This window comes from Pseudomonas trutticola BRTCR10, assembly GCF_056155105.1.
On the sequence record NZ_CM149552.1, the window covers coordinates 6,383,206 to 6,405,269 of the forward strand.

21 protein-coding genes and 1 pseudogene are annotated in these 22,064 nt (G+C 59.0%); 12 read left to right on the plus strand and 10 right to left on the minus strand.

Annotation, left to right across the window (positions count from 1 at the left end):
* Positions 1-2: 2 nt before the first annotated feature.
* Genes ACVVH8_RS29080 through ACVVH8_RS29090 form a run of 3 tightly spaced genes read right to left on the minus strand, consistent with a single transcriptional unit; the run spans position 3 to position 3,890 of the window.
* Positions 3-2,390 carry a fimbria/pilus outer membrane usher protein gene (locus tag ACVVH8_RS29080; RefSeq protein ID WP_475227622.1) on the minus strand — a complete coding sequence of 796 codons (2,388 nt, stop codon included), beginning with the start codon at positions 2,388-2,390 and terminating at the stop codon, positions 3-5.
* 38 nt (positions 2,391-2,428) lie between these two features.
* Positions 2,429-3,196, minus strand: coding sequence for a fimbria/pilus chaperone family protein (locus tag ACVVH8_RS29085; RefSeq protein WP_315445035.1), 768 nt, complete (start codon positions 3,194-3,196; stop codon positions 2,429-2,431).
* Between the two features lie 43 nt (positions 3,197-3,239).
* Positions 3,240-3,890, minus strand: a complete 651-nt coding sequence (locus ACVVH8_RS29090) for a DUF1120 domain-containing protein (RefSeq protein ID WP_213026961.1) — start codon at positions 3,888-3,890, stop codon at positions 3,240-3,242.
* A gap of 277 nt (positions 3,891-4,167) precedes the next feature.
* Here ACVVH8_RS29090 and ACVVH8_RS29095 point away from each other — a divergent pair, with 277 nt between their 5' ends.
* The gene (locus tag ACVVH8_RS29095) at positions 4,168-5,718 is read left to right on the plus strand and encodes a phospholipase D family protein (RefSeq protein ID WP_475231242.1); all 1,551 of its coding nucleotides are present in this window, start codon (positions 4,168-4,170) and stop codon (positions 5,716-5,718) included.
* 168 nt (positions 5,719-5,886) lie between these two features.
* Here ACVVH8_RS29095 and ACVVH8_RS29100 read toward each other — a convergent pair whose 3' ends face one another.
* Positions 5,887-7,032 carry an MFS transporter gene (locus ACVVH8_RS29100; protein ID WP_475227624.1) on the minus strand — a complete coding sequence of 382 codons (1,146 nt, stop codon included), beginning with the start codon at positions 7,030-7,032 and terminating at the stop codon, positions 5,887-5,889.
* Between the two features lie 245 nt (positions 7,033-7,277).
* Positions 7,278-8,771 (minus strand): aldehyde dehydrogenase, encoded by a 1,494-nt coding sequence (locus ACVVH8_RS29105; protein ID WP_213026963.1) that lies wholly within the window; start codon positions 8,769-8,771, stop codon positions 7,278-7,280.
* A 233-nt stretch (positions 8,772-9,004) separates the two neighbouring features.
* Between ACVVH8_RS29105 and ACVVH8_RS29110 the strand changes: the two genes are divergently transcribed.
* Together ACVVH8_RS29110 and ACVVH8_RS29115 are read left to right on the plus strand one after the other, a co-directional pair.
* Entirely contained in the window at positions 9,005-9,367 is a 363-nt protein-coding gene (locus ACVVH8_RS29110; RefSeq protein ID WP_103302591.1) for a cupin domain-containing protein, read from the plus strand.
* Positions 9,368-9,529: 162 nt separating this feature from the next.
* On the plus strand, positions 9,530-9,739 hold the full coding sequence (locus tag ACVVH8_RS29115) for a peptidase inhibitor (protein ID WP_103302592.1): 210 nt from the start codon (positions 9,530-9,532) through the stop codon (positions 9,737-9,739).
* A gap of 74 nt (positions 9,740-9,813) precedes the next feature.
* On the opposite strand, the gene rpmG is transcribed toward ACVVH8_RS29115, so the two are convergent.
* The gene (rpmG, locus tag ACVVH8_RS29120) at positions 9,814-9,969 is read right to left on the minus strand and encodes a 50S ribosomal protein L33 (protein WP_003177274.1); all 156 of its coding nucleotides are present in this window, start codon (positions 9,967-9,969) and stop codon (positions 9,814-9,816) included.
* 11 nt (positions 9,970-9,980) lie between these two features.
* Positions 9,981-10,214, minus strand: coding sequence for a 50S ribosomal protein L28 (gene rpmB, locus ACVVH8_RS29125; RefSeq protein ID WP_007920377.1), 234 nt, complete (start codon positions 10,212-10,214; stop codon positions 9,981-9,983).
* A 448-nt stretch (positions 10,215-10,662) separates the two neighbouring features.
* Here rpmB and ACVVH8_RS29130 point away from each other — a divergent pair, with 448 nt between their 5' ends.
* Positions 10,663-12,249: an ABC transporter substrate-binding protein gene (locus tag ACVVH8_RS29130; RefSeq protein WP_475227627.1), complete on the plus strand. Its 1,587-nt coding sequence runs from the start codon at positions 10,663-10,665 to the stop codon at positions 12,247-12,249.
* 131 nt (positions 12,250-12,380) lie between these two features.
* On the opposite strand, the gene radC is transcribed toward ACVVH8_RS29130, so the two are convergent.
* Entirely contained in the window at positions 12,381-13,055 is a 675-nt protein-coding gene (radC, locus tag ACVVH8_RS29135; protein ID WP_213026965.1) for a RadC family protein, read from the minus strand.
* A gap of 135 nt (positions 13,056-13,190) precedes the next feature.
* Between radC and coaBC the strand changes: the two genes are divergently transcribed.
* The 7 genes and pseudogenes from coaBC to ACVVH8_RS29170 all read left to right on the plus strand — a co-directional run bounded on the left by coaBC (position 13,191) and on the right by ACVVH8_RS29170 (position 18,904).
* On the plus strand, positions 13,191-14,399 hold the full coding sequence (coaBC, locus tag ACVVH8_RS29140; RefSeq protein WP_103302595.1) for a bifunctional phosphopantothenoylcysteine decarboxylase/phosphopantothenate--cysteine ligase CoaBC: 1,209 nt from the start codon (positions 13,191-13,193) through the stop codon (positions 14,397-14,399).
* A 5-nt stretch (positions 14,400-14,404) separates the two neighbouring features.
* The gene (gene dut, locus ACVVH8_RS29145; protein WP_016985816.1) at positions 14,405-14,860 is read left to right on the plus strand and encodes a dUTP diphosphatase; all 456 of its coding nucleotides are present in this window, start codon (positions 14,405-14,407) and stop codon (positions 14,858-14,860) included.
* Positions 14,861-15,191: 331 nt separating this feature from the next.
* A pseudogene (locus ACVVH8_RS29150) lies at positions 15,192-16,568 on the plus strand (phosphomannomutase/phosphoglucomutase); the annotation flags it as partial.
* A 17-nt stretch (positions 16,569-16,585) separates the two neighbouring features.
* On the plus strand, positions 16,586-17,491 hold the full coding sequence (argB, locus tag ACVVH8_RS29155) for an acetylglutamate kinase (protein ID WP_003229488.1): 906 nt from the start codon (positions 16,586-16,588) through the stop codon (positions 17,489-17,491).
* A gap of 191 nt (positions 17,492-17,682) precedes the next feature.
* Complete coding sequence (locus ACVVH8_RS29160) at positions 17,683-17,943, plus strand: hypothetical protein (RefSeq protein WP_103302597.1); 261 nt, start codon at positions 17,683-17,685, stop codon at positions 17,941-17,943.
* 18 nt (positions 17,944-17,961) lie between these two features.
* Positions 17,962-18,534, plus strand: a complete 573-nt coding sequence (locus ACVVH8_RS29165) for a hypothetical protein (protein WP_103302598.1) — start codon at positions 17,962-17,964, stop codon at positions 18,532-18,534.
* Complete coding sequence (locus ACVVH8_RS29170; protein ID WP_213026966.1) at positions 18,521-18,904, plus strand: hypothetical protein; 384 nt, start codon at positions 18,521-18,523, stop codon at positions 18,902-18,904. The genes ACVVH8_RS29165 and ACVVH8_RS29170 overlap by 14 nt, the downstream gene beginning before the upstream one ends.
* 172 nt (positions 18,905-19,076) lie before the next feature.
* Here the strand turns inward: ACVVH8_RS29170 and pyrE are convergent, their stop codons facing one another.
* On the minus strand, positions 19,077-19,721 hold the full coding sequence (gene pyrE, locus ACVVH8_RS29175) for an orotate phosphoribosyltransferase (protein WP_007954442.1): 645 nt from the start codon (positions 19,719-19,721) through the stop codon (positions 19,077-19,079).
* Positions 19,722-19,803: 82 nt separating this feature from the next.
* Here pyrE and ACVVH8_RS29180 point away from each other — a divergent pair, with 82 nt between their 5' ends.
* Entirely contained in the window at positions 19,804-20,583 is a 780-nt protein-coding gene (locus ACVVH8_RS29180) for an exodeoxyribonuclease III (protein WP_007920349.1), read from the plus strand.
* 101 nt (positions 20,584-20,684) lie between these two features.
* Here ACVVH8_RS29180 and gltS read toward each other — a convergent pair whose 3' ends face one another.
* Entirely contained in the window at positions 20,685-21,893 is a 1,209-nt protein-coding gene (gene gltS / locus ACVVH8_RS29185; protein WP_315445031.1) for a sodium/glutamate symporter, read from the minus strand.
* Between the last annotated feature and the right edge of the window lie 171 nt (positions 21,894-22,064).

A 22,064-nucleotide genomic window follows, 5' to 3' on the forward strand; every position in this document is an offset into this window, starting at 1 on the left:
GCTCAGGACAGCTCGACAGGGGTGCACATCGCATCGACGCGCTCAATCTGTGCGCTGTCTTCGGGGGCATCGGAAAGGGCGAACTGCAAAATGCACCGTGTGGTGTCGGGCAGTTGCACCAGCAAGGTCTGATCGGACTTCACATCCGGCAGAAAAATGGTTCCGGACTCCAGCACGGTTGTCAGATAACGGCCCTGCTCGTCCTCGACTGTCAGCCCCTGAGTCAGCCACTGCCGATCAACTGTCATGGCCCTCAACAACAAACGCCTGACAGTCACGATAGAGAAATCCAGGTGCTTCACCGAGCCGCGCCCCATCGTCACCTCTTGCAACCCGTCGAGCACCTCGACATTACGCGGCAGACTCAAAGGATCGACTTCCAGCCTGGCCGTCGAATAGGCAGGGAGCGTCGCGGCTATCGCGTGGCCTGTGCCGTCGGTCCAGACCGGGCCCTGAGGCGTGTTCAGTTTGACGCCGGCCCGATCACCGGCCTTCAGCACGCCAATCGTGTCTCTTAGCGGATAGGGCGACAATGTCACACCGTCGCGATGAAACGCTGCGCCTCCACGTAGTCCCACGTCATAGTCCGTCGCACCGGAGCGCTGGCCGACCCCCAGATCAAGGCTTGTGTAGTACGGCAGGGCGTTGATGCGCGCAGCGTAGTTGGCGGACGCCGCGTCCGGATATTCCGCCCGGACGGTGTAAGCCAGGTTTTCGCTGAGCACATCGCTGACCGCCAGGCCCTTGCGCGTTCCGGATTGTTCATCAGTGCGCAGGTAACTTCGCAGCCTCGCCTGACCGCCAAGCGGAACCCCCAGGGTCAGATAGGCGGAAGTACCCCGCCTCTCTCGCGATTGCCCCCCCACATCCCGTTCCAGACTGACGGAAAGGCTGATTCGCTGTGGCAATGTCCGTGACCAGGACAAACCCGTCCGCGATTGTGGCGGTGCGCCCTCGCTCAGGTAACGCGACCACGTCGCACCAAAGGCGCCCCAGTGTTCGGTCGAGAGATTGAGTGAACCCTGTAAGTGGTTGCGACTGCGTGACCCGGGCTCGCCGCGCTCCTGATTCCAGCCGGTATCCGATAGCGTGCGAAAACCCCCGCTCTGATGCACCGCGATCAGGCTGGTCGACAGTGTTGGCGATATTGACGCGTTAAGCGTCATCTGCACCTGATTGCCGGACACGCCCTCGACGCCCGCGTCAGAAAACACTTGTTGCACGCCCAGGTTGAGATCGCCCCACTGCCTTTGCAACCCCCAACCTGCCGACAGATAGTCCGTTCCCGCCAACAAGCCGCCGGTGATGCGACTGACTCGGTTCCAGTCCCAGTCCTTGCTGAATGTGGCAAAGGACGGCGCATGTCGGTCGTCCGTTCCCAGTCGCCGTACGCTACCGAGCGCAAAATTGAATCCACCCGTCCCCTCAACCATCCCCTCGCGCAGGTTGGCGGACGGAACCTGGTATCGCCGTATCTGCCCATCTTGCTCATGGACGCTCACTTCAAGATCGAGCTGATTGCTCAACAGTGGCAACGCACGCAACGTAAAGGGGCCGCCCGGCACCATCGTGGTGTAGATCACCACACCGTTCTGCCGGACCTCGATCCGGGACGGCGAGTAAGCCACCCCTTCGACGTGACCACGAGCACCGTTCTGCGCGGCACGCAACTGCGCGAATGCCGTCTCGGGAAGGATCTGCACACCAGTGAAGGATTCACCGGCAAAGAGCGCTGAGGCCAGATTCAACTGACCGACTTGCACACTGGCCTCGTAGGCCTCCAACGTGCGCATGCCATAGGCGTAAAGATGTTCGAATCGCGTACTGCCGGGTAACGCCGTGTAAGACTGCCGGCTGCGCAATATCCAGTTTCCGGCATTCAAGCCGACTTCGGAGCCAAGGTTTCGATAAGTGCTGCGCTGCCCTCCGAGCTCGCTGCCCGCCACCAGCAAGTCGTAGTTGAACACGCCGGCGACACCACCATCGTCAAAGTCATGCGCGGTACGCTCCGGCAACGCAAGGGTTCTGGTGGGCACCAACAACTCGACCTGCTCCCTGCCTGGATACAGTTGCACAATGGCGTCGGGAAAACCTTCTTTGACGGTCACGCATCCATCCGGTTGCGACTTGGCCACCGGAGACAAGGGCCGTATGCCGGCAGCCTTCAACCACTGCGGCTCCAGACACAACTCGCCATGAGCACTGAAGGTCATGCGCACGCGCCCCTTGGGCTGACCGTTGACCTCCAGCGCGACTAAACGCGAGCCTTGGGTAAAGCGCGGCGAATCACGAAAATATTGCGCCAGTGCCGGATCGATTCCGCGGTCCTTCAGTACTTTGGCATCAAATTCCACAGGCTCGCGCGCTGTCACGAAACTCGAACCGCTCACCAGAACCACCATCAGCCAACGGCGAAAATTGACCCACACTAGCGAGTGACCGGGGCATCGAAGTGTTCAACCGAAAATCCGTAAGTGGTCGCCGGATAGATCCGCACCGACATTGTTCGTACGGAGGTGCTCAAGGGCAGCGCAATGTTCAAGCGTTCGCCGGGCAAGATGTAGGTACGCGGCAAATTGGCCATGTCTGAGCCGGGCAACGGCACAAAGGCTTTGGCCAGCCGTACGACATAAGGGCTGGGGTTGAACACCTGTAGGCCGCCAGGTGTGGCACTCCAGCTCAGTCGTTTCCACGGCTCTCGTTCAACCGCCAGCCCAGCGGGACGCAGAATCACCGGCAAATTCTGCCTTATCCCCAGGCTGACTCGGGCGCCACTGGAGTCTGCTGCAGGAGCAATGCCTTCAAACACCACCCGCTTCAAGCGCTCGACCTGCAAAGAACGGGGGTTTTGCAGGATGAACCGCACCTGCTGAATGCCGCCCGCTTCGACGCGCGCCAGAGGGGGCGTAACGAGGAGCAGTATTTCATCATCCTGCTCGACGTTTTCAACACTTGAATGCAGCAACGCAGGATGCAAATCCGTGTTGCGCACATTCATGACGGCTTCACCCACGCCCTCCTCCACCACGAGGACCGGCGTTTGTGGAACCATGCCGGCGGAGTGGGCGATAGCGATCGAAAGCCAGGCGAGCGGGCACAGCAGTGCCGCCTTGAACAAAAGACTGAGAGAAATAGGCATCGGGATATCCGGGAGAATCCTGGGAGCGCCCCGGGCCGTGCCGGGGCGCTCTTGCATAGGCGAACGGTACTCGACGATACGCAACCGCCGGGGCAGGCCGTCAGATGTAGAAAATGTCGAACGTTACCGAGCCATCAAGCGGGATTTCGTTGGCAATCGGCAAAGCGTTGCTGGGGCCAATGATCGGCAGCAAGTGCATCGGGAAGGCATGGTGCCTGGCTCCGATCGGACCGGTGGCGGCGCTAATACCCCAGGAATACAAATCCGGTGCATTTCTCACCAATGTGCTGGTGGGCACCTGCCAAGGAGAAAGGAAGCTCGCTCGGGTCAGCAACGCCCGGCCCGTGCCGTCGGTTTCGGGAGTGCCGTGACGCAGGGCAAATCCACCAATACGCGTGCCATTGATATCGCCGAGACCAAAGAACAGTGCCGGATCAGTCTGGCCCGTGCCATCGCTGATGCCGGGCAATTTGGTTGCCTCGCGGTTATCGCGAACCGACACTTCAACTTGTGCCACAGCATCGCAGTTGATGGTCAGCGAAACATCGCGACCTGCGAGAATGGTTTGCGCTGTCTGATTCAGTGTTGCAGCGGAGATCTTGCGCAAATCCACTGTCCCACCGCCGGCAAAGGCAGGAATGCAGGCGGTTGGAATGATGGTGCCGATAACGTTCAGGTCAACGCTTTCGGCCATCGCCGATACGGGTAGAAGCATCGCCGCCAGAGCAGCAATCCGAATTGTCTTTTTCATAAGTCGTCATATCCATTTAAATGAAAGTTCGTTCCCTACTAACTTTTGATGCAAGTAAGCGGGTAGATGATTGCGGCTTATGAGAGATAAATCTGTAGGAAACGACACTGATCACAAAGGGAAAGCACGACAACTTCTATAGGCAAAATTCGTTTACTAACTCTTTCCTACTGCATGAACAGCACGCACTTACTGCCAGCGTTGATGTCATTGCAGTGCGTGCCATACTTCGCCTCCTGTCACGATTTGAGAACACAACGTGCGCCCTGGACTAAAGCTGTTTGCTGTGTGCCTTCTGGTCACTTGGATCGCTGGATGTGCCGGCCTCGAAATACCTCGCGAACCCAGCCAGGCATTACCAGCCGGAGACTCCAGCTTTGGTCGCTCGATCCAGGCACAGGCCGCGCCACATCAGGGGCGCTCCGGTTTCCGTCTACTGTCCAACAGCACCGAAGCCTTCACCGCCCGCGCCGAACTGATCCGCAATGCACAAAACAGCCTCGACCTGCAGTACTACATTGTCCATGACGGCATCAGCACGCGGATGCTGGTGGAAGAACTGCTCAAGGCTGCCGACCGTGGCGTCCGGGTGCGGGTTCTGCTCGATGACACCACCAGCGACGGCCTCGACCAGATCATCGCTACCCTCGCGGCGCATCCGCAGATCCAGATTCGCCTGTTCAATCCGTTGCATCTGGGTCGTAGCACGGGTGTCACGCGGGCAGCCGGGCGCCTGTTCAATCTGTCGCTGCAACATCGGCGGATGCACAACAAACTGTGGCTGGCGGACAACAGCGTGGCGATTGTCGGCGGACGCAACCTGGGCGACGAGTATTTCGATGCCGAGCCAAACCTGAATTTCACCGACATCGACATGCTCAGCGTCGGCCCGGTGGCCGAACAGCTCGGGCACAGTTTCGACCAGTACTGGAACAGTGCGCTGAGCAAGCCGATCGACGAGTTTCTCTCGAGCAGACCGACCGCCAAGGACTTGCAGAACACCCGCACACGCCTGGAAGAATCCCTCGAAGAAACCCGCAAGCAGAATCACGCGCTGTATCAGCAGTTGATGACGTTCAAGACCGAACCGCGCATGGACATCTGGCGCAAGGAACTGATCTGGGCGTGGAATCAGGCGCTGTGGGATGCACCAAGCAAGGTGTTGGCCAAGGCCGAGCCGGATCCGCAATTGCTGCTGACCACGCAACTGGCACCGGAACTGCGCGGCGTCAGCAAAGAACTGATCATGATCTCTGCCTACTTCGTTCCGGGCCAGCCAGGGCTCGTGTACCTGACCGGACGCGCCGACGCCGGAGTCTCGGTGAGCTTGCTGACCAACTCACTGGAAGCCACCGATGTGCCGGCGGTGCACGGTGGCTACGCGCCTTATCGCAAGGCACTGCTGGAGCATGGGGTGAAATTGTTCGAACTGCGGCGCCAGCCGGGGGACGGTGGCGGCAGCGCCCCGCACGTGTTCTACAGCAAATCGTTTCGCGGCTCGGATTCGAGCCTGCACAGCAAGGCGATGATCTTCGACCGGCAAAAAGCGTTTATCGGCTCGTTCAACTTCGACCCTCGCTCAGTGCTGTGGAACACCGAGGTGGGCGTGCTGGTGGACAGTCCGGAGCTGGCCGAACACGTCCGCGAACTGGCGTTGCAAGGTATGGCGCCGGCGCTCAGCTACGAAGCGAAAATGCAGAATGGAAATATCGTCTGGGTGACCGAGGACAACGGCCAGATGCACACTCTGACCAAGGAGCCTGGGAGCTGGTGGCGGCGCTTCAATGCGTGGTTCAGCACCTCGGTCGGTTTGGAACGGATGTTGTAGCCGGACACGCACCTTCTACTGTGAGAGGAGGCTCTTGTGGTGAGGGGATTTATCCCCGATAGACCGCATAGCAGTCCCGCTGTCATGTGGAAAAAAGCAGGGCCGCTGCGCGCTCCATCGGGGATGAATACCCTCACCAAAAGGTAATCACAAACTTTGCAACCAGACTCAGGCCGGCTCGGCCACCGTACCGAATGCACCTTGTCGCATAAGGAGAATCACCAGCCCGAACGCCCCTGCCGCCATCAACCACGGCAATGCATGCCCACTGACCCACTGACTGCCCGCCCCCGCCATCAAAGGCCCGATCAGACAACCCACACCCCACAGCTGCGCAATGTGCGCATTGGCCCGCACCAGCGCATCGTCGCGATAGCGCTCACCGATCAGGATCAGTGACAAGGTGAACAGCCCGCCGGCGCTGGCCCCGAACAGCACCCACAACGGCCAGATCAGCAGCGTGTCGATCAGCATTGGAATCGCCAGGCTCGACAGCATCAACACCACCGCGCAGCCGGTGAACAACGTGCGCCGCGACAGGTAATCGGCCAACGCGCCAATCGGCAGTTGCAGCAACGCATCGCCGACCACCACCGTGCTGACCATCGCCAACGCGATCTCGGCGGTGAAGCCCTGCTGCAGGCAGTACACCGGCAGCAGCGTCAGGATCATCGCCTCGAACGCGGCGAACAACGACACCGCCCAGGCAATCGCCGACAGCTCGCGGGCAAAGCCCCACAGATCGCTGAAGGTCACGCTGCTCGCTTCACTGCTCGGCGCACCGCTGCGGCGCAGCAACAGCAAGGGCGAGATTGTCAGCAGCGCAACACCAACCCAGAAGCCGTAATCGTGTTCGGTGCCGAGCGCGCCCAGCAGCAACGGACCAGACAGTTGGCTCAACGCATAGCTGCTGCCATACAGCGCCACCAGCCGTCCGCGCCATTGCTCCACCACCAATTGGTTGATCCAGCTCTCGCCGAGGATAAAAACGATGGTCAGGATCACGCCGATCATCAAGCGCAACAGCAGCCAGATCGGGTAACTCGGTAGCAGCGCCAGCAAACCGATCGACAGGGCTCCGGCCCACAGGCACAGGCGCATCAGGTTCGCCGTGCCGAAACGCGCCGCCAAGTGACTGGAAATCTTCGCGCCCAACAACACGCCAATCGCCGGCATTGCCGCCATCACGCCAATCGCGAAGGAGCCGTAACCCCAGCCCTCCAGACGCAACGACACCAGCGGCATGCTGACCCCCAGGGCCAGGCCGACACTCAAGACAGACGCCAACACGGCGAAATACGTCGCCCAACGCATGGTCCACGCTCCTGTGGATTATTTTTATGTGCACCACAAAACCAAATGTGGGAGCAAACCCTGTGGCGAGGGGATTCATCCCCGACAGGTCGCGCAGCGACCTCAAAACCTGCACCCTCGCATGCACTGGTTTTGCGACTGCTTCGCAGCCGATCGGGGATGAATCCCCTCACCTCAAAAGCTTGCTCCCACAGGGGGATCTCTATAGTTCGGGAGCCTGAACGAGCCAGGCTCCCGCTAAAGGCTTACAGCTTGATCCACGTCGCCTTCAGCTCGGTGTATTTGTCGAACGCATGCAGCGATTTATCGCGACCGTTACCCGACTGCTTGAAGCCGCCGAATGGCGCGGTCATGTCGCCGCCGTCGTACTGATTGACCCACACGCTGCCGGCACGCAGAGCCTTGGCGGTCAGATGTGCCTTGGAGATGTCCTGAGTCCACACCGCAGCGGCGAGGCCATAAGGTGTGTCGTTGGCAATCTGGATCGCCTCTTCGGCTGTATCAAAAGCGATGACCGAAAGCACCGGGCCGAAGATCTCTTCCTGAGCGATCTTCATGGCGTTGCTCACGCCGTCGAAAATCGTTGGCTCAACATACGTGCCGCCGGTTTCCTGAAGGATGCGCTTGCCACCGGCCACCAGTTTGGCGCCATCGGCATGACCGGATTCGATGTACGACAGCACGGTGTTCATCTGCTGGGTATCGACCAGCGCACCCACGTTGGTCGCCGGATCCAGCGGATTGCCCGGTTTCCAGGTTTTCAGCGCCTCAATGACCATCGGCAGGAATTTGTCCTTGATCGAACGCTCGACCAGCAGACGCGAACCAGCGGTGCAGACCTCGCCCTGGTTGAAGGCGATGGCGCTGGCGGCGGATTCGGCAGCAGCCTGCAGATCCGGCGCATCGGCAAAGACGATGTTCGGGCTCTTGCCGCCGGCTTCCAGCCAGACGCGCTTCATGTTCGATTCGCCGGAGTAGATCATCAGTTGCTTGGCGATCTTGGTCGAACCGGTGAACACCAGAGTGTCGACATCGTTGTGCAGGGCCAACGCCTTGCCAACGGTGTGACCGTAACCTGGCAGCACGTTGAGCACGCCTTTCGGGATGCCGGCTTCGACTGCCAGCGCGGCGATGCGGATGGCGGTCAGCGGGGATTTTTCCGACGGCTTGAGGATCACCGAGTTACCCGTCGACAGCGCCGGGCCGAGCTTCCAGCAGGCCATCATCAGCGGGAAGTTCCACGGCACGATGGCGCCAACCACGCCGACCGGCTCGCGGGTCACCAGACCCAGTTGATCGTGCGGGGTGGCCGCGACTTCGTCGTAGATCTTGTCGATCGCCTCACCGCTCCAGCTCAGCGCTTGCGCCGCGCCCGGAACGTCGATGTACAACGAGTCACTGATCGGTTTGCCCATATCGAGGGTTTCGAGCAGGGCCAGCTCTTCGGCGTGCTGCTTGAGCAGGCCGGCGAAACGGATCATGGTGGCTTTGCGTTTGGTCGGTGCCAGGCGCGACCAGACGCCGGAATTGAAGGTGGCGCGGGCGTTTTCCACGGCGCGCTGGGCGTCGGCGGCGTCACAGCTGGCAATCTTGCCCAGCAGACGGCCATCGACCGGGCTGATGCACTCGAAGGTCTCGCCGGAAACGGCGTCGGTATATTCGCCGTTGAGGTAGGCGCGGCCTTCGATCTTCAGGTCGCGGGCGCGTTGTTCCCAATCGGCACGAGTCAGGGTGGTCATTCGAGTGTCCTCCTCTTGTTGAATAGAGCGCCGCGCTCTTCGCAGACGTCTTCAGGAATTCTGCCAGGCCAGCATGCTTTCGGCCCAAGGCACCCGCCACCCTAAACCAGCGGCCGGGGTTGTTTCAATATATTTGACATAAGCGCGCTATACGGCCTTGCGGTGTTCATTTTAATAAACATAGACTTTGGCCCTTTCAAGCCATCGCGCCGTCATCACGGGAGAAAACAACAATGAACATCCAGAACGTCGTCGACATCAGCCTGACCGGCAGCGAAGCCGAACGCTATCGCCCGGACCCGGCCAAAGTGCTCAAGGGCGACCCCGAACAAGCCGTGTTCCATCAATACGAAAGCCCTTGTGGGCAAATGGGTGTCGGCGTGTGGGAAGGCGCAGTCGGGCAATGGACGGTGAATTACACCGAGCATGAGTATTGCGAGATCCTGCAGGGAGTTTCGGTGCTGCGTGACAGCGATGGCAATGCCAAGACCTTGCGTGTTGGCGACCGCTTTGTGATTCCGGCTGGCTTCCGTGGCACTTGGGAAGTGCTGGAGGCGTGCCGCAAGATCTATGTGATCTTTGAACAGAAGGGCTGATCCGACACAGAAGGTGACGAGACAGGTAGGACGTGGGCAAGCCCTTTGAGCGAAACTTCGCGAAGGCGCCGAATTTCAGCGTTAATTCCCATGCCGGCACAGGAAGTGTCGACGGGCTTGACCAGAAGGCGCCTTTCTTTCGAATCGACGCAAGGAGGCATCATGCCCAACTACTGCAACCTGAATAACGCAAAATTTTTCCTCGGCGATATTGCCGACTCGGACAACCTGCTCGCTGTGCGCAATGCCGCCGGCGTGAAGAAACATCGCCTGGAAGTGCCAGACGGCCTGTACAACCTGCGCACTGATCCGGACCGAATTCGAGTGTTGGTGAACGAGCGCAACGAGATCATTGAACTCATTTGCGGTTGATTACCCTTTCAAAGGCAACAAAAAAGGCCCGTATCGTGAGATACGGGCCTTTTTCGTAAGTCAGGAAAAATCAATTACTTGATTTTGCCTTCCTTGTAGATCACGTGCTTGCGAACAACCGGATCATATTTCTTGATCTCGATTTTGTCCGGAGTAGTACGCTTGTTCTTGTCGGTAGTGTAGAAGTGACCAGTACCGGCGCTCGAGATCAAACGAATCAATTCACGCATGATTAGCTCCCTTAAATCTTGCCATCGCGGCGAAGTTCGGCCAGCACGACAGTGATGCCGCGCTTGTCGATGATACGCATGCCTTTGGCAGATACGCGCAGACGCACGAAACGTTTCTCTTCTTCAACCCAGAAGCGGTGATGCTGCAGGTTCGGCAGGAAACGACGACGGGTTTTGTTGTTTGCGTGGGAAATGTTATTCCCAGTCACCGGACCCTTACCGGTAACTTGACATACTCTCGACATGCCTCAGCCCTCTAAAACCACATGCCCAACCCGGCATGGGTTGGCCGCTTAATCTCTCAGTCATTTGGCGCCAGGCGCCGCGTTTCTTTAGAGGTCTTACCGGCTACACCTACAGTGAAGGAACCGGGCCCCTAGAAAAGAGCGCTGCTTTATACCAGAAAGACCGGGGTGCAACAACTTTCCGTGTGCAATCAATCAACAAAAATGCGCTTTTCCGACCCGCGAACGCCTTGGATAAAGGCTGGCACCGGTTTTTACCACTCGTCGCAGAAAACCGCCTACAGGCAAGATTGGCGCCCTTCGCGCTGTCGACCGCCAAGCGAAACTGCATGACAGCGGCCCCAAAAATACAAAAAGGGGATAGTCATTTGCAATCGCGACCTCTAGGGTAGGCCTTTTCCAGACTGCACTTGCAGATGGGCCTTCGATCTGTAAAAGGAAGCCGACCATGCGCCTCGCTGCCCTACCCCTGTTGCTCGCCCCGCTCCTGCTGAGCCCATTGGCCCAGGCCGCCGCGCTGAGCGTTTGTACCGAGGCCAGCCCTGAAGGGTTCGACGTGGTGCAGTACAACTCGCTGACCACCACCAATGCCTCGGCCGATGTGCTGATGAACCGCCTGGTGGAGTTCGACACCGCCAGCGGCAAGGTCGTCCCGAGCCTGGCTGACAGCTGGGAAGTCAGCACCGACGGCCTGACCTACGTATTCAAGCTACATCCACAGGTGAAGTTTCACACGACCGATTACTTCAAGCCGAGCCGTGAACTGACCGCTGAAGACGTCAAATTCAGCTTCGACCGCATGCTCGACCCGGCGAACCCTTGGCATAAAGTCGCCCAGAGTGGCTTCCCGCATGCGCAGTCGATGCAGTTGCCGACGCTGATCAAGAAGATCGACGCACTGGATCCGCTGACCGTGCGCTTCACCCTTGATCACCCGGACTCGACCTTCCTGGCAACGCTGAGCATGGGCTTCGCCTCGGTCTATTCCGCCGAATACGCCGACAAGTTATTGAAAGCCAACGCGACCGAAAAGCTCAACAGTCAGCCGATCGGCACCGGCCCGTTCGTCTTCACCCGCTTCCAGAAAGACGCCGCCATCCGCTACAAGGCCAACCCGGACTATTTCGCCGGCAAGCCATCGGTTGACCCGCTGATCTTCGCCATCACCCCGGACGCCAACGTGCGCCTGCAAAAACTGCGACGTAACGAATGCCAGATCGCCCTGTCGCCGAAGCCACTGGACGTACAGGCTGCGCTGAAAGAACCGACACTGAAAGTCGAAAAGACTGACGCCTTCATGACCGCTTTCGTCGGCATCAACAGCCAGCATCCACCGCTGGACAAGCCGGAAGTGCGCCAGGCGATCAACCTCGCCTTCGACAAGGCCAACTACATCAAAGCCGTGTTCGAAGACACCGCCGAACCCGCCAACGGCCCTTACCCGCCGAACACCTGGAGCTACGCGAAAAACCTGCCGGGCTACCCGCACGACGTCGTGAAAGCCAAAGCGCTGCTGGCCAAGGCCGGTTTGAAAGACGGTTTCCAGACCACTATCTGGACGCGGCCGTCCGGCAGCCTGCTCAACCCGAATCCGAGCCTCGGCGCACAGATGTTGCAGTCGGATCTGGCGGAGATCGGCATTCAGGCGGAAATCCGCGTAATCGAATGGGGCGAGTTGATTCGCCGCGCCAAGGCTGGCGAGCATGACCTGTTGTTCATGGGCTGGGCCGGTGACAACGGCGATCCGGACAACTTCCTCACACCGCAGTTTTCCTGTGCAGCGGTCAAGTCCGGCACCAACTTCGCCCGTTATTGCAATGCTGACCTGGACAAACTGATCAGCGCTGGCAAGACCACTAGCGAGCAAGGTGTTCGCACCAAGCTGTACGAACAGGCACAGGCGCAGATTCAGCAGCAGGCGCTGTGGCTGCCGCTGGCGCACCCGACCGCGTACGCACTGACCCGCAAGGATGTGCAGGGTTACTCGGTTAGCCCGTTCGGGCGCCAGGACTATTCCAAGGTCAATCTCAAATAACTGCCATACCCTGAAATCTGTGGGAGCTGGCTTGCCAGCGATGACGGCGGCACATTCAGTACAAATGTTGTCTGTCAGTCCGCTATCGCTGGCAAGCCAGCTCCCACAGGGTTTGTATTCTCCCTTAGGCGCTACATCCAGCCACACTCCGCCATCGACAGGGGCTCCCCTTCGCCAATGATGAAGTGATCCAGAATCCGCACATCAATCAGCTCCAGCGCCTTCTGCAAACGCTTGGTGAGCAGCTTGTCCGCCTGACTCGGATCGGTATTGCCCGACGGATGGTTATGGCAGAGGATCACCGCCGCGGCGTTATTCGCCAATGCACGCTTCACCACTTCACGCGGATGCACACTGGTGTTGTCGATCGAGCCGCGAAACAGCGCCTCGAACGTCAACACTTGGTGCCTGGAATCCAGAAACAGGCAACCAAACACCTCGTGCGGCTCGTGTCGGAGCATGGATTTGAGGTAATCGCGAACAGCCTGCGGATTCTCCAGCGCCGGCTCTCTGCGTGAGCGCTCGGCCAGATACCGGCGGTTCATTTCTTGAGCAGCCTGCAACTGTGCAAACTTTGCCGGCCCCAGTCCCAACTGTTTGCTGAATGCTTCCTGATCGGCCTCAAGCAACAAACGCAGGCTGCCGAACTGATTCAACAAGTGTCGCGCCAAGTCCACTGCGCTTTTTCCAACGACTCCCGTGCGCAAAAAAATCGCCAGTAACTCGGCGTCCGAAAGGCTCGCAGAGCCCTGTTCAAGTAACCGTTCCCGCGGCCGTTCCGCCGCTGGCCAATCGCGAATACTCATACACATTCCTTGTCTGTGGGCGCCGCTGTTCCGTAGCGGTCGCTGTGATATCGTAGCCCATCTTTTTTGCGGGCGAATTCACCCTGGGGAGGGGGTTTCGCCACGTATGTCACCCACGAAATGAAAGGCAGACCTATGCAGCGGCTGTATCGGAAACGCATCGTTCTGGGCGTCGGCGGCGGCATTGCAGCCTACAAGAGCGCCGATCTGGTTCGACGCCTGATCGACCAGGGTGCCGAGGTGCGCGTGGTCATGACCCATGGCGGTGCCGAGTTCATCACCCCGCTGACCATGCAGGCCCTGTCCGGGCACCCGGTCCACCTGGATCTGCTCGACCCGGCCGCTGAAGCGGCGATGGGCCACATCGAATTGGCCAAGTGGGCCGATCTGGTGCTGATCGCCCCGGCCACCGCCGACCTGCTCGCCCGTCTGGCCCAAGGCATTGCCAACGATCTGCTGACGACTTTGGTGCTGGCCACCGATGCCGTCGTGGCCGTTGCGCCGGCGATGAATCAGGCGATGTGGCGCGACCCGGCCACCCAGGCCAACCTGCAACTTCTGGAAAGCCGTGGCCTGAAGACCTTCGGCCCAGCCTCCGGCAGCCAGGCCTGCGGCGACGTCGGCATGGGCCGGATGATGGAAGCCACCGATCTGGCGCAGTGCGCGGCAGACTGCTTCCAGCGTCAGGCACTGACCGGCAAGCACGTAGTGATTACCGCCGGCCCGACCCAGGAAAACATCGACCCGGTGCGCTACATCACCAACCACAGCTCCGGAAAAATGGGCTTTGCCCTGGCCGAAGCCGCAGTAGAGGCCGGCGCCCGCGTGACCCTGATCAGCGGCCCGGTGCATCTGCCAACACCAGATCGCGTCACCCGCATCGACGTGGTCAGCGCCCGGGACATGCTCGCCGCGTGCGAAGCCGCGATCCCGTGTGATGTGTTTATCTCTTCGGCAGCGGTCGCGGACTACCGCCCGGAAGTCGTTGCCCCGCAAAAGCTCAAGAAAGACCCTACGAGCGGTGACGGCTTCGTCCTGCAAATGGTGCGTAACCCGGACATCCTGGCCACCATCGCGACCCGTCCCGACCGTCCGTTCAGTGTCGGCTTCGCCGCCGAGACCGAACATCTGCTCGACTACGCTGCACGCAAGCTGAAGGACAAGAATCTCGATTTGATCGTCGCCAACGACGTCGCCAACCCGAGCATCGGTTTCAACAGCGAAGAAAACGCCTGCAGCGTGATTGACCGTGAGCTGCACGCCACGGTTTTCGCCCAGACCAGCAAGAGCAAGATCGCTCGCCAACTGGTCACTTTTATCGCCGAACGTCTGAACCAGGTTTAATTTACATGCACGCTTTGCAAGCCAAAATCCTCGACCCACGCATCGGCACCGAATTCCCGCTGCCGCAATACGCCACCCCGGGCTCCGCCGGCCTCGACCTGCGCGCCATGCTGGAACAGGACATCGTGATCAAGCCGGGTGAAACCGTGCTGATCCCTACCGGTCTGTCGGTGTACATCGGCGATCCGAACCTCGCCGCGCTGATCCTGCCGCGCTCGGGCATGGGCCACAAACACGGCATCGTGCTGGGCAACCTCGTCGGTCTGATCGACTCCGACTATCAGGGTCCGCTGATGGTGTCCTGCTGGAACCGTGGCCAGACCGACTTCACCATGACCGTCGGCGAACGTCTGGCGCAATTGGTGCTGGTACCGGTGGTGCAGGCGCACTTCGAAATGGTTGAAGAGTTCGTCGAAACTGAACGCGGCACTGGCGGTTTCGGCCATACCGGCACGAAATAACAGATAACCCGTTACTGTGGCGAGGGAGCTTGCTCCCGCTTGGGTGCGCAGCGCCCACAAGATCTTTGGGGCCGCTACGCAACCCAGCGGGAGCAAGCTCCCTCGCCACAAAAAATGCGCTACATCGGCAGCAGGTTTTAGCACCGCAAATCAAGGTTTTGCCGGGCGAAAGCCACGCCAGACAAGGCGTCATGGCCCTTTCACACCACGAACTCTCTGTGGAAAACGCCGTCATACCCTTCAGTTTGAGCCTGCCGTCGAACGATTCGTCGGTCTGTCCCGCCACTTTCGAGATGGAGCATTTCCGTAGATGAGCACCCCAGCCAAGATCGCCCCGAAGCTGCCCGACAGCATTTTCCGAGCCTATGACATTCGCGGCACTGTGCCGGAATTTCTCAATGCCGAAACCGCTTACTGGATCGGCCGCGCTATCGGCTCGCAGAGCCTGGCCCAAGGCGAGCCTAACGTTTCCGTCGGTCGCGACGGCCGTTTGTCCGGCCCGGAGCTGGTCGCAGAACTGATCCGCGGTATTGCCGAGAGCGGCTGCCACGTCAGCGACGTCGGCCTGGTACCGACCCCTGCGCTGTACTACGCCGCCAACGTACTGGCCGGCAAATCCGGGGTGATGCTCACCGGCAGCCACAACCCGTCGAACTACAACGGCTTCAAGATCGTCATCGCCGGCGACACCCTCGCCAACGAACAGATTCAGGCCCTGCACGAGCGCCTCAAGACCAACAACCTGAGCAGCGGCACGGGCAGCGTCACGCAGGTCGAGATTCTCGACCGCTACAACACCGAAATCGTCCAGGACATCAAACTGGCCCGGCGCATGAAGGTCGTGGTCGACTGCGGCAACGGCGCGGCCGGGGTTATCGCCCCGCAGCTGATCGAAGCGTTGAACTGCGAAGTCATCCCGCTGTTCTGCGAAGTCGACGGCAACTTCCCGAACCATCACCCGGACCCGGGCAAGCCTGAGAACCTCGTTGACCTCATCGCCAAGGTCAAGGAAACCAACGCCGACATCGGCCTGGCCTTCGACGGCGACGGCGACCGCGTCGGCGTGGTGACCAACACCGGTAGCATCGTCTACCCGGATCGCCTGCTGATGCTGTTCGCCCGTGACGTGGTCGCGCGCAACCCGGACGCCGAGATCATTTTCGACGTCAAATGCACCCGTCGCCTGGTGCCGCTGATCAAGGAATACGGTGGTCGTCCGCTAATGTGGAAGACCGGTCATTCGTTGATCAAAAAGAAGATGAAACAATCCGGTGCCCTATTGGCCGGTGAAATGAGCGGGCACATCTTCTTCAAGGAGCGCTGGTTCGGTTTCGACGACGGCATCTACAGCGCCGCACGGCTGCTGGAGATCCTCAGCAAGGAAAAATCCACGGCGGAGGAGCTGTTTGCGACCTTCCCGAATGATATTTCTACGCCTGAAATCAATATCCATGTGACCGAAGAGAGCAAATTCAGCATCATTGATGCACTGCACGACGCACAGTGGGGCGCAGGCGCTGACCTGACCACCATTGACGGCGTGCGAGTCGACTACGCCAAAGGCTGGGGCCTGGTGCGCGCATCCAACACCACACCGGTGCTGGTGCTGCGCTTCGAGGCCGATGACGAGGCTGAATTGCAGCGCATCAAGGATGTGTTTCACGCCCAACTGAAACGCGTTGCACCTGATCTCCAACTACCGTTCTGATTCACCCGGAGCCCTGAATGACCCTCGAACGCGAAGCCGCCGCCCACACCGCCCAGGTCCTGTCCGAAGCGTTGCCTTACATCCGACGTTATGTCGGCAAGACCCTGGTGATCAAATACGGCGGCAACGCGATGGAAAGCGAGGAGCTGAAAACCGGCTTCGCCCGCGACATCGTCTTGATGAAAGCCGTGGGTATCAACCCGGTGGTGGTTCACGGTGGTGGTCCGCAGATCGGTGATCTGCTCAAGCGCCTGTCGATCGAAAGCCATTTCGTCGACGGCATGCGTGTCACCGACGCTGCGACCATGGACGTGGTGGAAATGGTCCTCGGCGGCCAGGTCAACAAAAGCATCGTCAACCTGATCAACCGTCACGGCGGCAGCGCCATCGGCCTGACCGGTAAAGACGCCGGGTTGATTCGCGCGAAGAAGCTGACCGTTACCCGTCAGACGCCGGAGATGACCCAGCCGGAAATCATCGACATCGGTCAGGTGGGCGAAGTGGTCGGGATCAACACCGAACTGCTCAACCTGCTGGTCAAAGGCAACTTCATCCCGGTGATCGCGCCGATTGGCGTGGGTGAGAACGGCGAGTCGTACAACATCAACGCTGACCTGGTGGCCGGTAAAGTCGCCGAAGCGCTGAAAGCCGAGAAGCTGATGCTGCTGACCAACATCGCCGGGCTCATGGACAAGTCGGGCACGGTCCTGACTGGCCTGAGCACCCAGCAGGTCGACGACCTGATCGCCGACGGCACGATCTACGGCGGCATGCTGCCGAAGATCCGTTGTGCGCTGGAAGCGGTTCAGGGCGGCGTCGGCAGCTCGCTGATCATCGATGGTCGTGTACCGAACGCGATCCTGCTGGAAATCTTCACCGATACCGGCGTGGGTACGCTGATCAGCAATCGCAAGCGTCCCTGATTGCTGAAACACAAAAGATCGCGGTCTGCGGCAGCTCCTGCAACACAGTACGAAAGTGCTGTAGGAACTGACGAAGTCCGCGATCTTTTTTATGCGCGCAGGAAGTTTCTGACTTCACTAAGCGAAACGTCCGACAGCCCATCAGAACAAATCTCCCTAGGATCTTCCCTTCACCTACCGGAGATCTACCCATGCAAAAAGACTACGTTCCCTATGGCAGTGATGTTGCCCCAGGCACCTACGAGTGCGTGGATTGCGGCCACCAGTATTCCAATCAAGCCAAAACCTCGATGCCGCCCTGCCCGCAATTTCGCAAGACCGCGCACGTTCTGAACGGCTGGAAGATCCTGACCGGACAAGGTGACGCGCCTAATGATCCCTATCCACAGAAAACCGATAAGCCTTCCGGCATCAAGAGCGCCGAGGTCATTAGGCCCTCGCACAAAAAATAATCCCGGAGCGCCTGAGCCATGCAGATCTCGTTCACGATCGACGCCGACGCTTTCGAGCAAGAACAAAAGGAACCGGTCAAGAAGACCTTGCGGATTGGCGATGCGGAAATCACCCACGCCCTGCAGCGTATCGCCAAGGCCAGCCTGACCGAATACCTGAAAATGCTGGTCGAGGGCGGCATGCCCAGCCGGGCCGACGAGGCCAAACAGGACCGCCTGCTCTATCTGATTCAAAGTTACTTTGGGCAGACATTGCCGACAGAGTCGCAGATCTCGACAATCTTCCAACTGACCCAGAGCCAAAGCAAAACCTTGCTGAAGAACACCGTGTCGCGCTTCCGCAATCAACTCGACGACATCCTGCAGCACAGCATGCGCGCGGTCGTCGAGTCTGCGGAACATGCGAAAGATGTCTATCTGGTGGTCATCAGTTCAGACGTGATTCGCGATGAACTGAACATGCTGATTACACAAAACGAGCCGACCTTCAAACCCATCACCAAGCGCAAAGGCAGCGCCGGGCAATTCGAGATCAGTGAGGATTCCCACGATTTACTGTGTGCCACGCTGGGGCTCAATGCCGTTCGGTGACATCGTCGCGGTCAGTGGCTTGCTGCTGACCCTGACCACTTTCCTGTTCAATCTGGCTTGGCCCAGGCTCAATGAAGCCTTGGCACTGGATGAATACCAACAAGGCCTTCAGGTGAGAAAACGCAGCAGAGAAAAGATCATGGGGACTTTTTTGAACTGTGGGTTGCCGCTGACATGCGCCTTTGCAGCGCTGTTTTACGTCAACCTCCCCGCCGCCGTGTGCATTATTCGCAGCAGCACGCTGGATCTGTGGGACTTTGATGTTGATCGTACGCTGTACGTGATGGTAGTACTGGCGTTGCTGGCGTTTGCACTGATCAACGCGAGATTGACCCTGAAACTGCTGAAAAAATGGAGCAACCTGCGCTAGCGCAGACAAAAAGACCCCGTTCATCCTGAATGAACGGGGTCTTTCACTATGAAGCACTTTTTGTGGCGAGGGAGCTTGCTCCCGCTGGGCGGCGCTGCGGCCCCAAAATCTTGTGAGCGCTACGCACTCAAGCGGGAGCAAGCTCCCTCGCCACAGAGCTCACTCCAGGCAATTACACGCCGAACTGGGCGCGGTACGCTTCCACGGCAGGCAAATGCTGCTTGAGCTGTGGGTCATCAGCGAGGAATTCCAGAACCTGATTCAGCGAAACAATGCTGATCACTGGAATACCGAAATCGCGCTCGACTTCCTGGATCGCCGACAATTCACCGTTGCCACGTTCCTGACGGTTCAGGGCGATCAGCACGCCTGCGGCCTTGGCGCCATCCTGGGAAGCGATGATCTGCATCACTTCGCGGATCGCGGTGCCGGCGGTGATCACGTCATCGATGATCAGCACTTCGCCGGTCAACGGTGCACCGACCAGGCTGCCGCCTTCGCCATGGGCCTTGGCTTCCTTGCGGTTGAAGCACCAAGGCAGGTCACGGTTGTGGTGTTCAGCCAACGCGACGGCGGTGGTTGCCGCCAACGGGATGCCTTTGTAGGCCGGGCCGAACAGCACGTCGAAGGGAATGCCGCTCTCGGCAATGGCTGCGGCGTAGAAACGCCCCAGCTGCGCGAGGGCCGAGCCCGAGTTGAACAGGCCGGCATTGAAGAAGTAGGGACTGGTGCGCCCGGACTTCAGGGTGAACTCACCGAAGCGCAAAACGCCGCGATCGATGGCAAAACGAATGAAATCGCGCTGATACGCTTGCATGAAAAAAACCCCAAATACCACGGATTTAGCTAATTAGCTTGACGCCGTGTATCATACACGCACGCGATTTTTGGGGCCATTTATGCGGATCATCAGTGTGAACGTCAATGGTATTCAGGCGGCAGTCGAGCGTGGTTTGCTCAGTTGGCTGCAAGCACAGAATGCCGACGTCATCTGCCTGCAGGACACCCGTGCCTCCGCCTTTGAACTGGATGACCCAGCCTTCCAACTGGATGGCTACTTCCTTTATGCCTGCGATGCTGAAGTCCCTGCCCAAGGTGGCGTGGCTTTGTATTCGCGGTTGCAACCGAAGGCTGTCATCAGCGGTCTCGGTTTCGAGACGGCCGACCGCTACGGGCGCTACCTGCAAGCAGATTTCGACAAAGTCAGTATTGCCACCTTGCTGCTTCCTTCCGGGATGAACGGCGATGAGGACTTGAACCAGAAGTTCAAGCTCATGGACGACTTCGGCAAGTATCTGGACAAACAGCGGCGTAAACGTCGCGAGTACATTTATTGTGGCTCGCTGTACGTGGCGCAGCAGAAGCTCGACATCAAGAACTGGCGCGACAGCCAGCAATCCCCGGGCTTCCTGGCGCCAGAACGCGCCTGGATGGACGAGATTGTCGGCAACATGGGCTATGTCGACGCCCTGCGCGAAGTCAGCCGTGAAGGCGACCAGTACAGCTGGTGGCCGGACAACGAACAGGCCGAGATGCTCAATCTCGGCTGGCGCTTCGACTACCAGATCCTGACCCCGGGTCTGCGCCGCTTTGTACGCAGCGCACGCCTGCCACGTCAGCCACGGTTCTCGCAGCACGCGCCGCTGATCGTCGACTACGACTGGACGCTGACCATCTAAGCGTCGATTCGCAGACATGAAAAATGCCCGTATCAAACGATACGGGCATTTTTTTATGCGCCAACCCACGCTAAAGCCGATCGCCGGACATGAACCGGGGATCAGACGGCAACGAAAAACGGCAGTACCAGGTACAGCTTGATAACGATCACGTTAATGATGTCGATAAAGAACGCCCCCACCATCGGCACCACCAGAAACGCGATCTGCGAAGGCCCGTAGCGCTGAGTCACCGCCTGCATGTTGGCGATGGCCGTTGGCGTCGCACCTAGCCCGAAACCGCAGTGACCTGCTGCCAGTACCGCCGCATCGTAGTTACTACCCATCATTCTGAATGTCACGAAGATCGCGAACAGCGCCATGACCAAGGCCTGTACCGCCAGGATGATGAAAATCGGCAACGCCAGAGCGGCCAGATCCCACAATTTGAGCGACATCAAGGCAATTGCCAGGAACAGCGACAGGCTGACATTTCCCAGCACAGAGACTTCTCGCTCGAAGACCTGATACAAGCCCAACGCTGACAAGCCGTTACGCAGCACGACCCCGACGAACAGCACGCAGACAAACGTCGGCAACTCAAAAGCCGTTCCTTGCAACAGGCCATTCAAGAGATTGCCGCCCAGCAGGCTGACTGCGATCAAAGCCAGCGTCTCGATAAACGAAAACGGTGTAATCGAGCGCTCTTTGTTCGGCTGCTCAAATCCCTTTGGCAAACGTGGCGTTTCCTGTGGATTGCAGCCCGGCACTTGAACACGCTTGATCAGCAGACGAGCCACCGGACCACCAATCAAGCCACCCAGCACCAGGCCAAACGTCGCAGAGGCAATCGCCAGTTCGGAAGCCGATGCCAAGCCATATTTCTCGCTGAACACCGTTCCCCACGCAGCGCCTGTGCCGTGGCCACCCGCCAAGGTAATCGAGCCCGTCAGCAGGCCCATCAACGGATCCAGCCCGAGCATCGTCGCAAGGCCGATGCCCATGGCGTTCTGAACGACCAGAAGGCCGGTTACCGCCAATAGAAATATGCCTACGACCCGGCCACCCTTCTTCAGGCTGGCGAAGTCCGCACTCAATCCGATGGTGGCAAAAAATGCCAACATCAAAGGAGTTTGCAGGGAAGTATCGAATCGAATTTCAATTTCGAAAGTGCGCAATAGCAATAAAACCAGAGCAACCACTAAACCGCCCGCGACGGGCTCCGGGATATTGTAATTACGCAAACATCCGACACGTGCAACAAGTCCGCGCCCCAGCAGAAGTACCAAGGAGGCGGCAACAAGCGTTCCATAAAAATCGAGCTGAATCATTGGGATTATTCTTGGCTATATATTCAGAGGCGCACTTTTTACCTGGGCACGCCCCATGAATCGGCTGATCGTCTCAACACTGATTGCTGTGAAATTCAAGAACCTTCGATGGTCTGAATATATCGAAATATTTCAACAGGAATATAACGTGCGACGACTTTAACAATCACG

Coding starts and splice junctions, on each gene's coding strand:
- dut (WP_016985816.1), top strand. CDS start 14,405: ATGCACGCTTTGCAAGCCAAAATCCTCGACCCACGCATCGGCACCGAA.
- pyrE (WP_007954442.1), bottom strand. CDS start 19,721: ATGCAAGCGTATCAGCGCGATTTCATTCGTTTTGCCATCGATCGCGGC.
- rpmB (WP_007920377.1), bottom strand. CDS start 10,214: ATGTCGAGAGTATGTCAAGTTACCGGTAAGGGTCCGGTGACTGGGAAT.
- ACVVH8_RS29110 (WP_103302591.1), top strand. CDS start 9,005: ATGAACATCCAGAACGTCGTCGACATCAGCCTGACCGGCAGCGAAGCC.
- ACVVH8_RS29130 (WP_475227627.1), top strand. CDS start 10,663: ATGCGCCTCGCTGCCCTACCCCTGTTGCTCGCCCCGCTCCTGCTGAGC.
- ACVVH8_RS29115 (WP_103302592.1), top strand. CDS start 9,530: ATGCCCAACTACTGCAACCTGAATAACGCAAAATTTTTCCTCGGCGAT.
- ACVVH8_RS29090 (WP_213026961.1), bottom strand. CDS start 3,890: ATGAAAAAGACAATTCGGATTGCTGCTCTGGCGGCGATGCTTCTACCC.
- ACVVH8_RS29165 (WP_103302598.1), top strand. CDS start 17,962: ATGCAGATCTCGTTCACGATCGACGCCGACGCTTTCGAGCAAGAACAA.
- ACVVH8_RS29105 (WP_213026963.1), bottom strand. CDS start 8,771: ATGACCACCCTGACTCGTGCCGATTGGGAACAACGCGCCCGCGACCTG.
- radC (WP_213026965.1), bottom strand. CDS start 13,055: ATGAGTATTCGCGATTGGCCAGCGGCGGAACGGCCGCGGGAACGGTTA.
- ACVVH8_RS29085 (WP_315445035.1), bottom strand. CDS start 3,196: ATGCAAGAGCGCCCCGGCACGGCCCGGGGCGCTCCCAGGATTCTCCCG.
- ACVVH8_RS29100 (WP_475227624.1), bottom strand. CDS start 7,032: ATGCGTTGGGCGACGTATTTCGCCGTGTTGGCGTCTGTCTTGAGTGTC.
- ACVVH8_RS29160 (WP_103302597.1), top strand. CDS start 17,683: ATGCAAAAAGACTACGTTCCCTATGGCAGTGATGTTGCCCCAGGCACC.
- rpmG (WP_003177274.1), bottom strand. CDS start 9,969: ATGCGTGAATTGATTCGTTTGATCTCGAGCGCCGGTACTGGTCACTTC.
- ACVVH8_RS29180 (WP_007920349.1), top strand. CDS start 19,804: ATGCGGATCATCAGTGTGAACGTCAATGGTATTCAGGCGGCAGTCGAG.
- ACVVH8_RS29170 (WP_213026966.1), top strand. CDS start 18,521: ATGCCGTTCGGTGACATCGTCGCGGTCAGTGGCTTGCTGCTGACCCTG.
- coaBC (WP_103302595.1), top strand. CDS start 13,191: ATGCAGCGGCTGTATCGGAAACGCATCGTTCTGGGCGTCGGCGGCGGC.
- argB (WP_003229488.1), top strand. CDS start 16,586: ATGACCCTCGAACGCGAAGCCGCCGCCCACACCGCCCAGGTCCTGTCC.
- gltS (WP_315445031.1), bottom strand. CDS start 21,893: ATGATTCAGCTCGATTTTTATGGAACGCTTGTTGCCGCCTCCTTGGTA.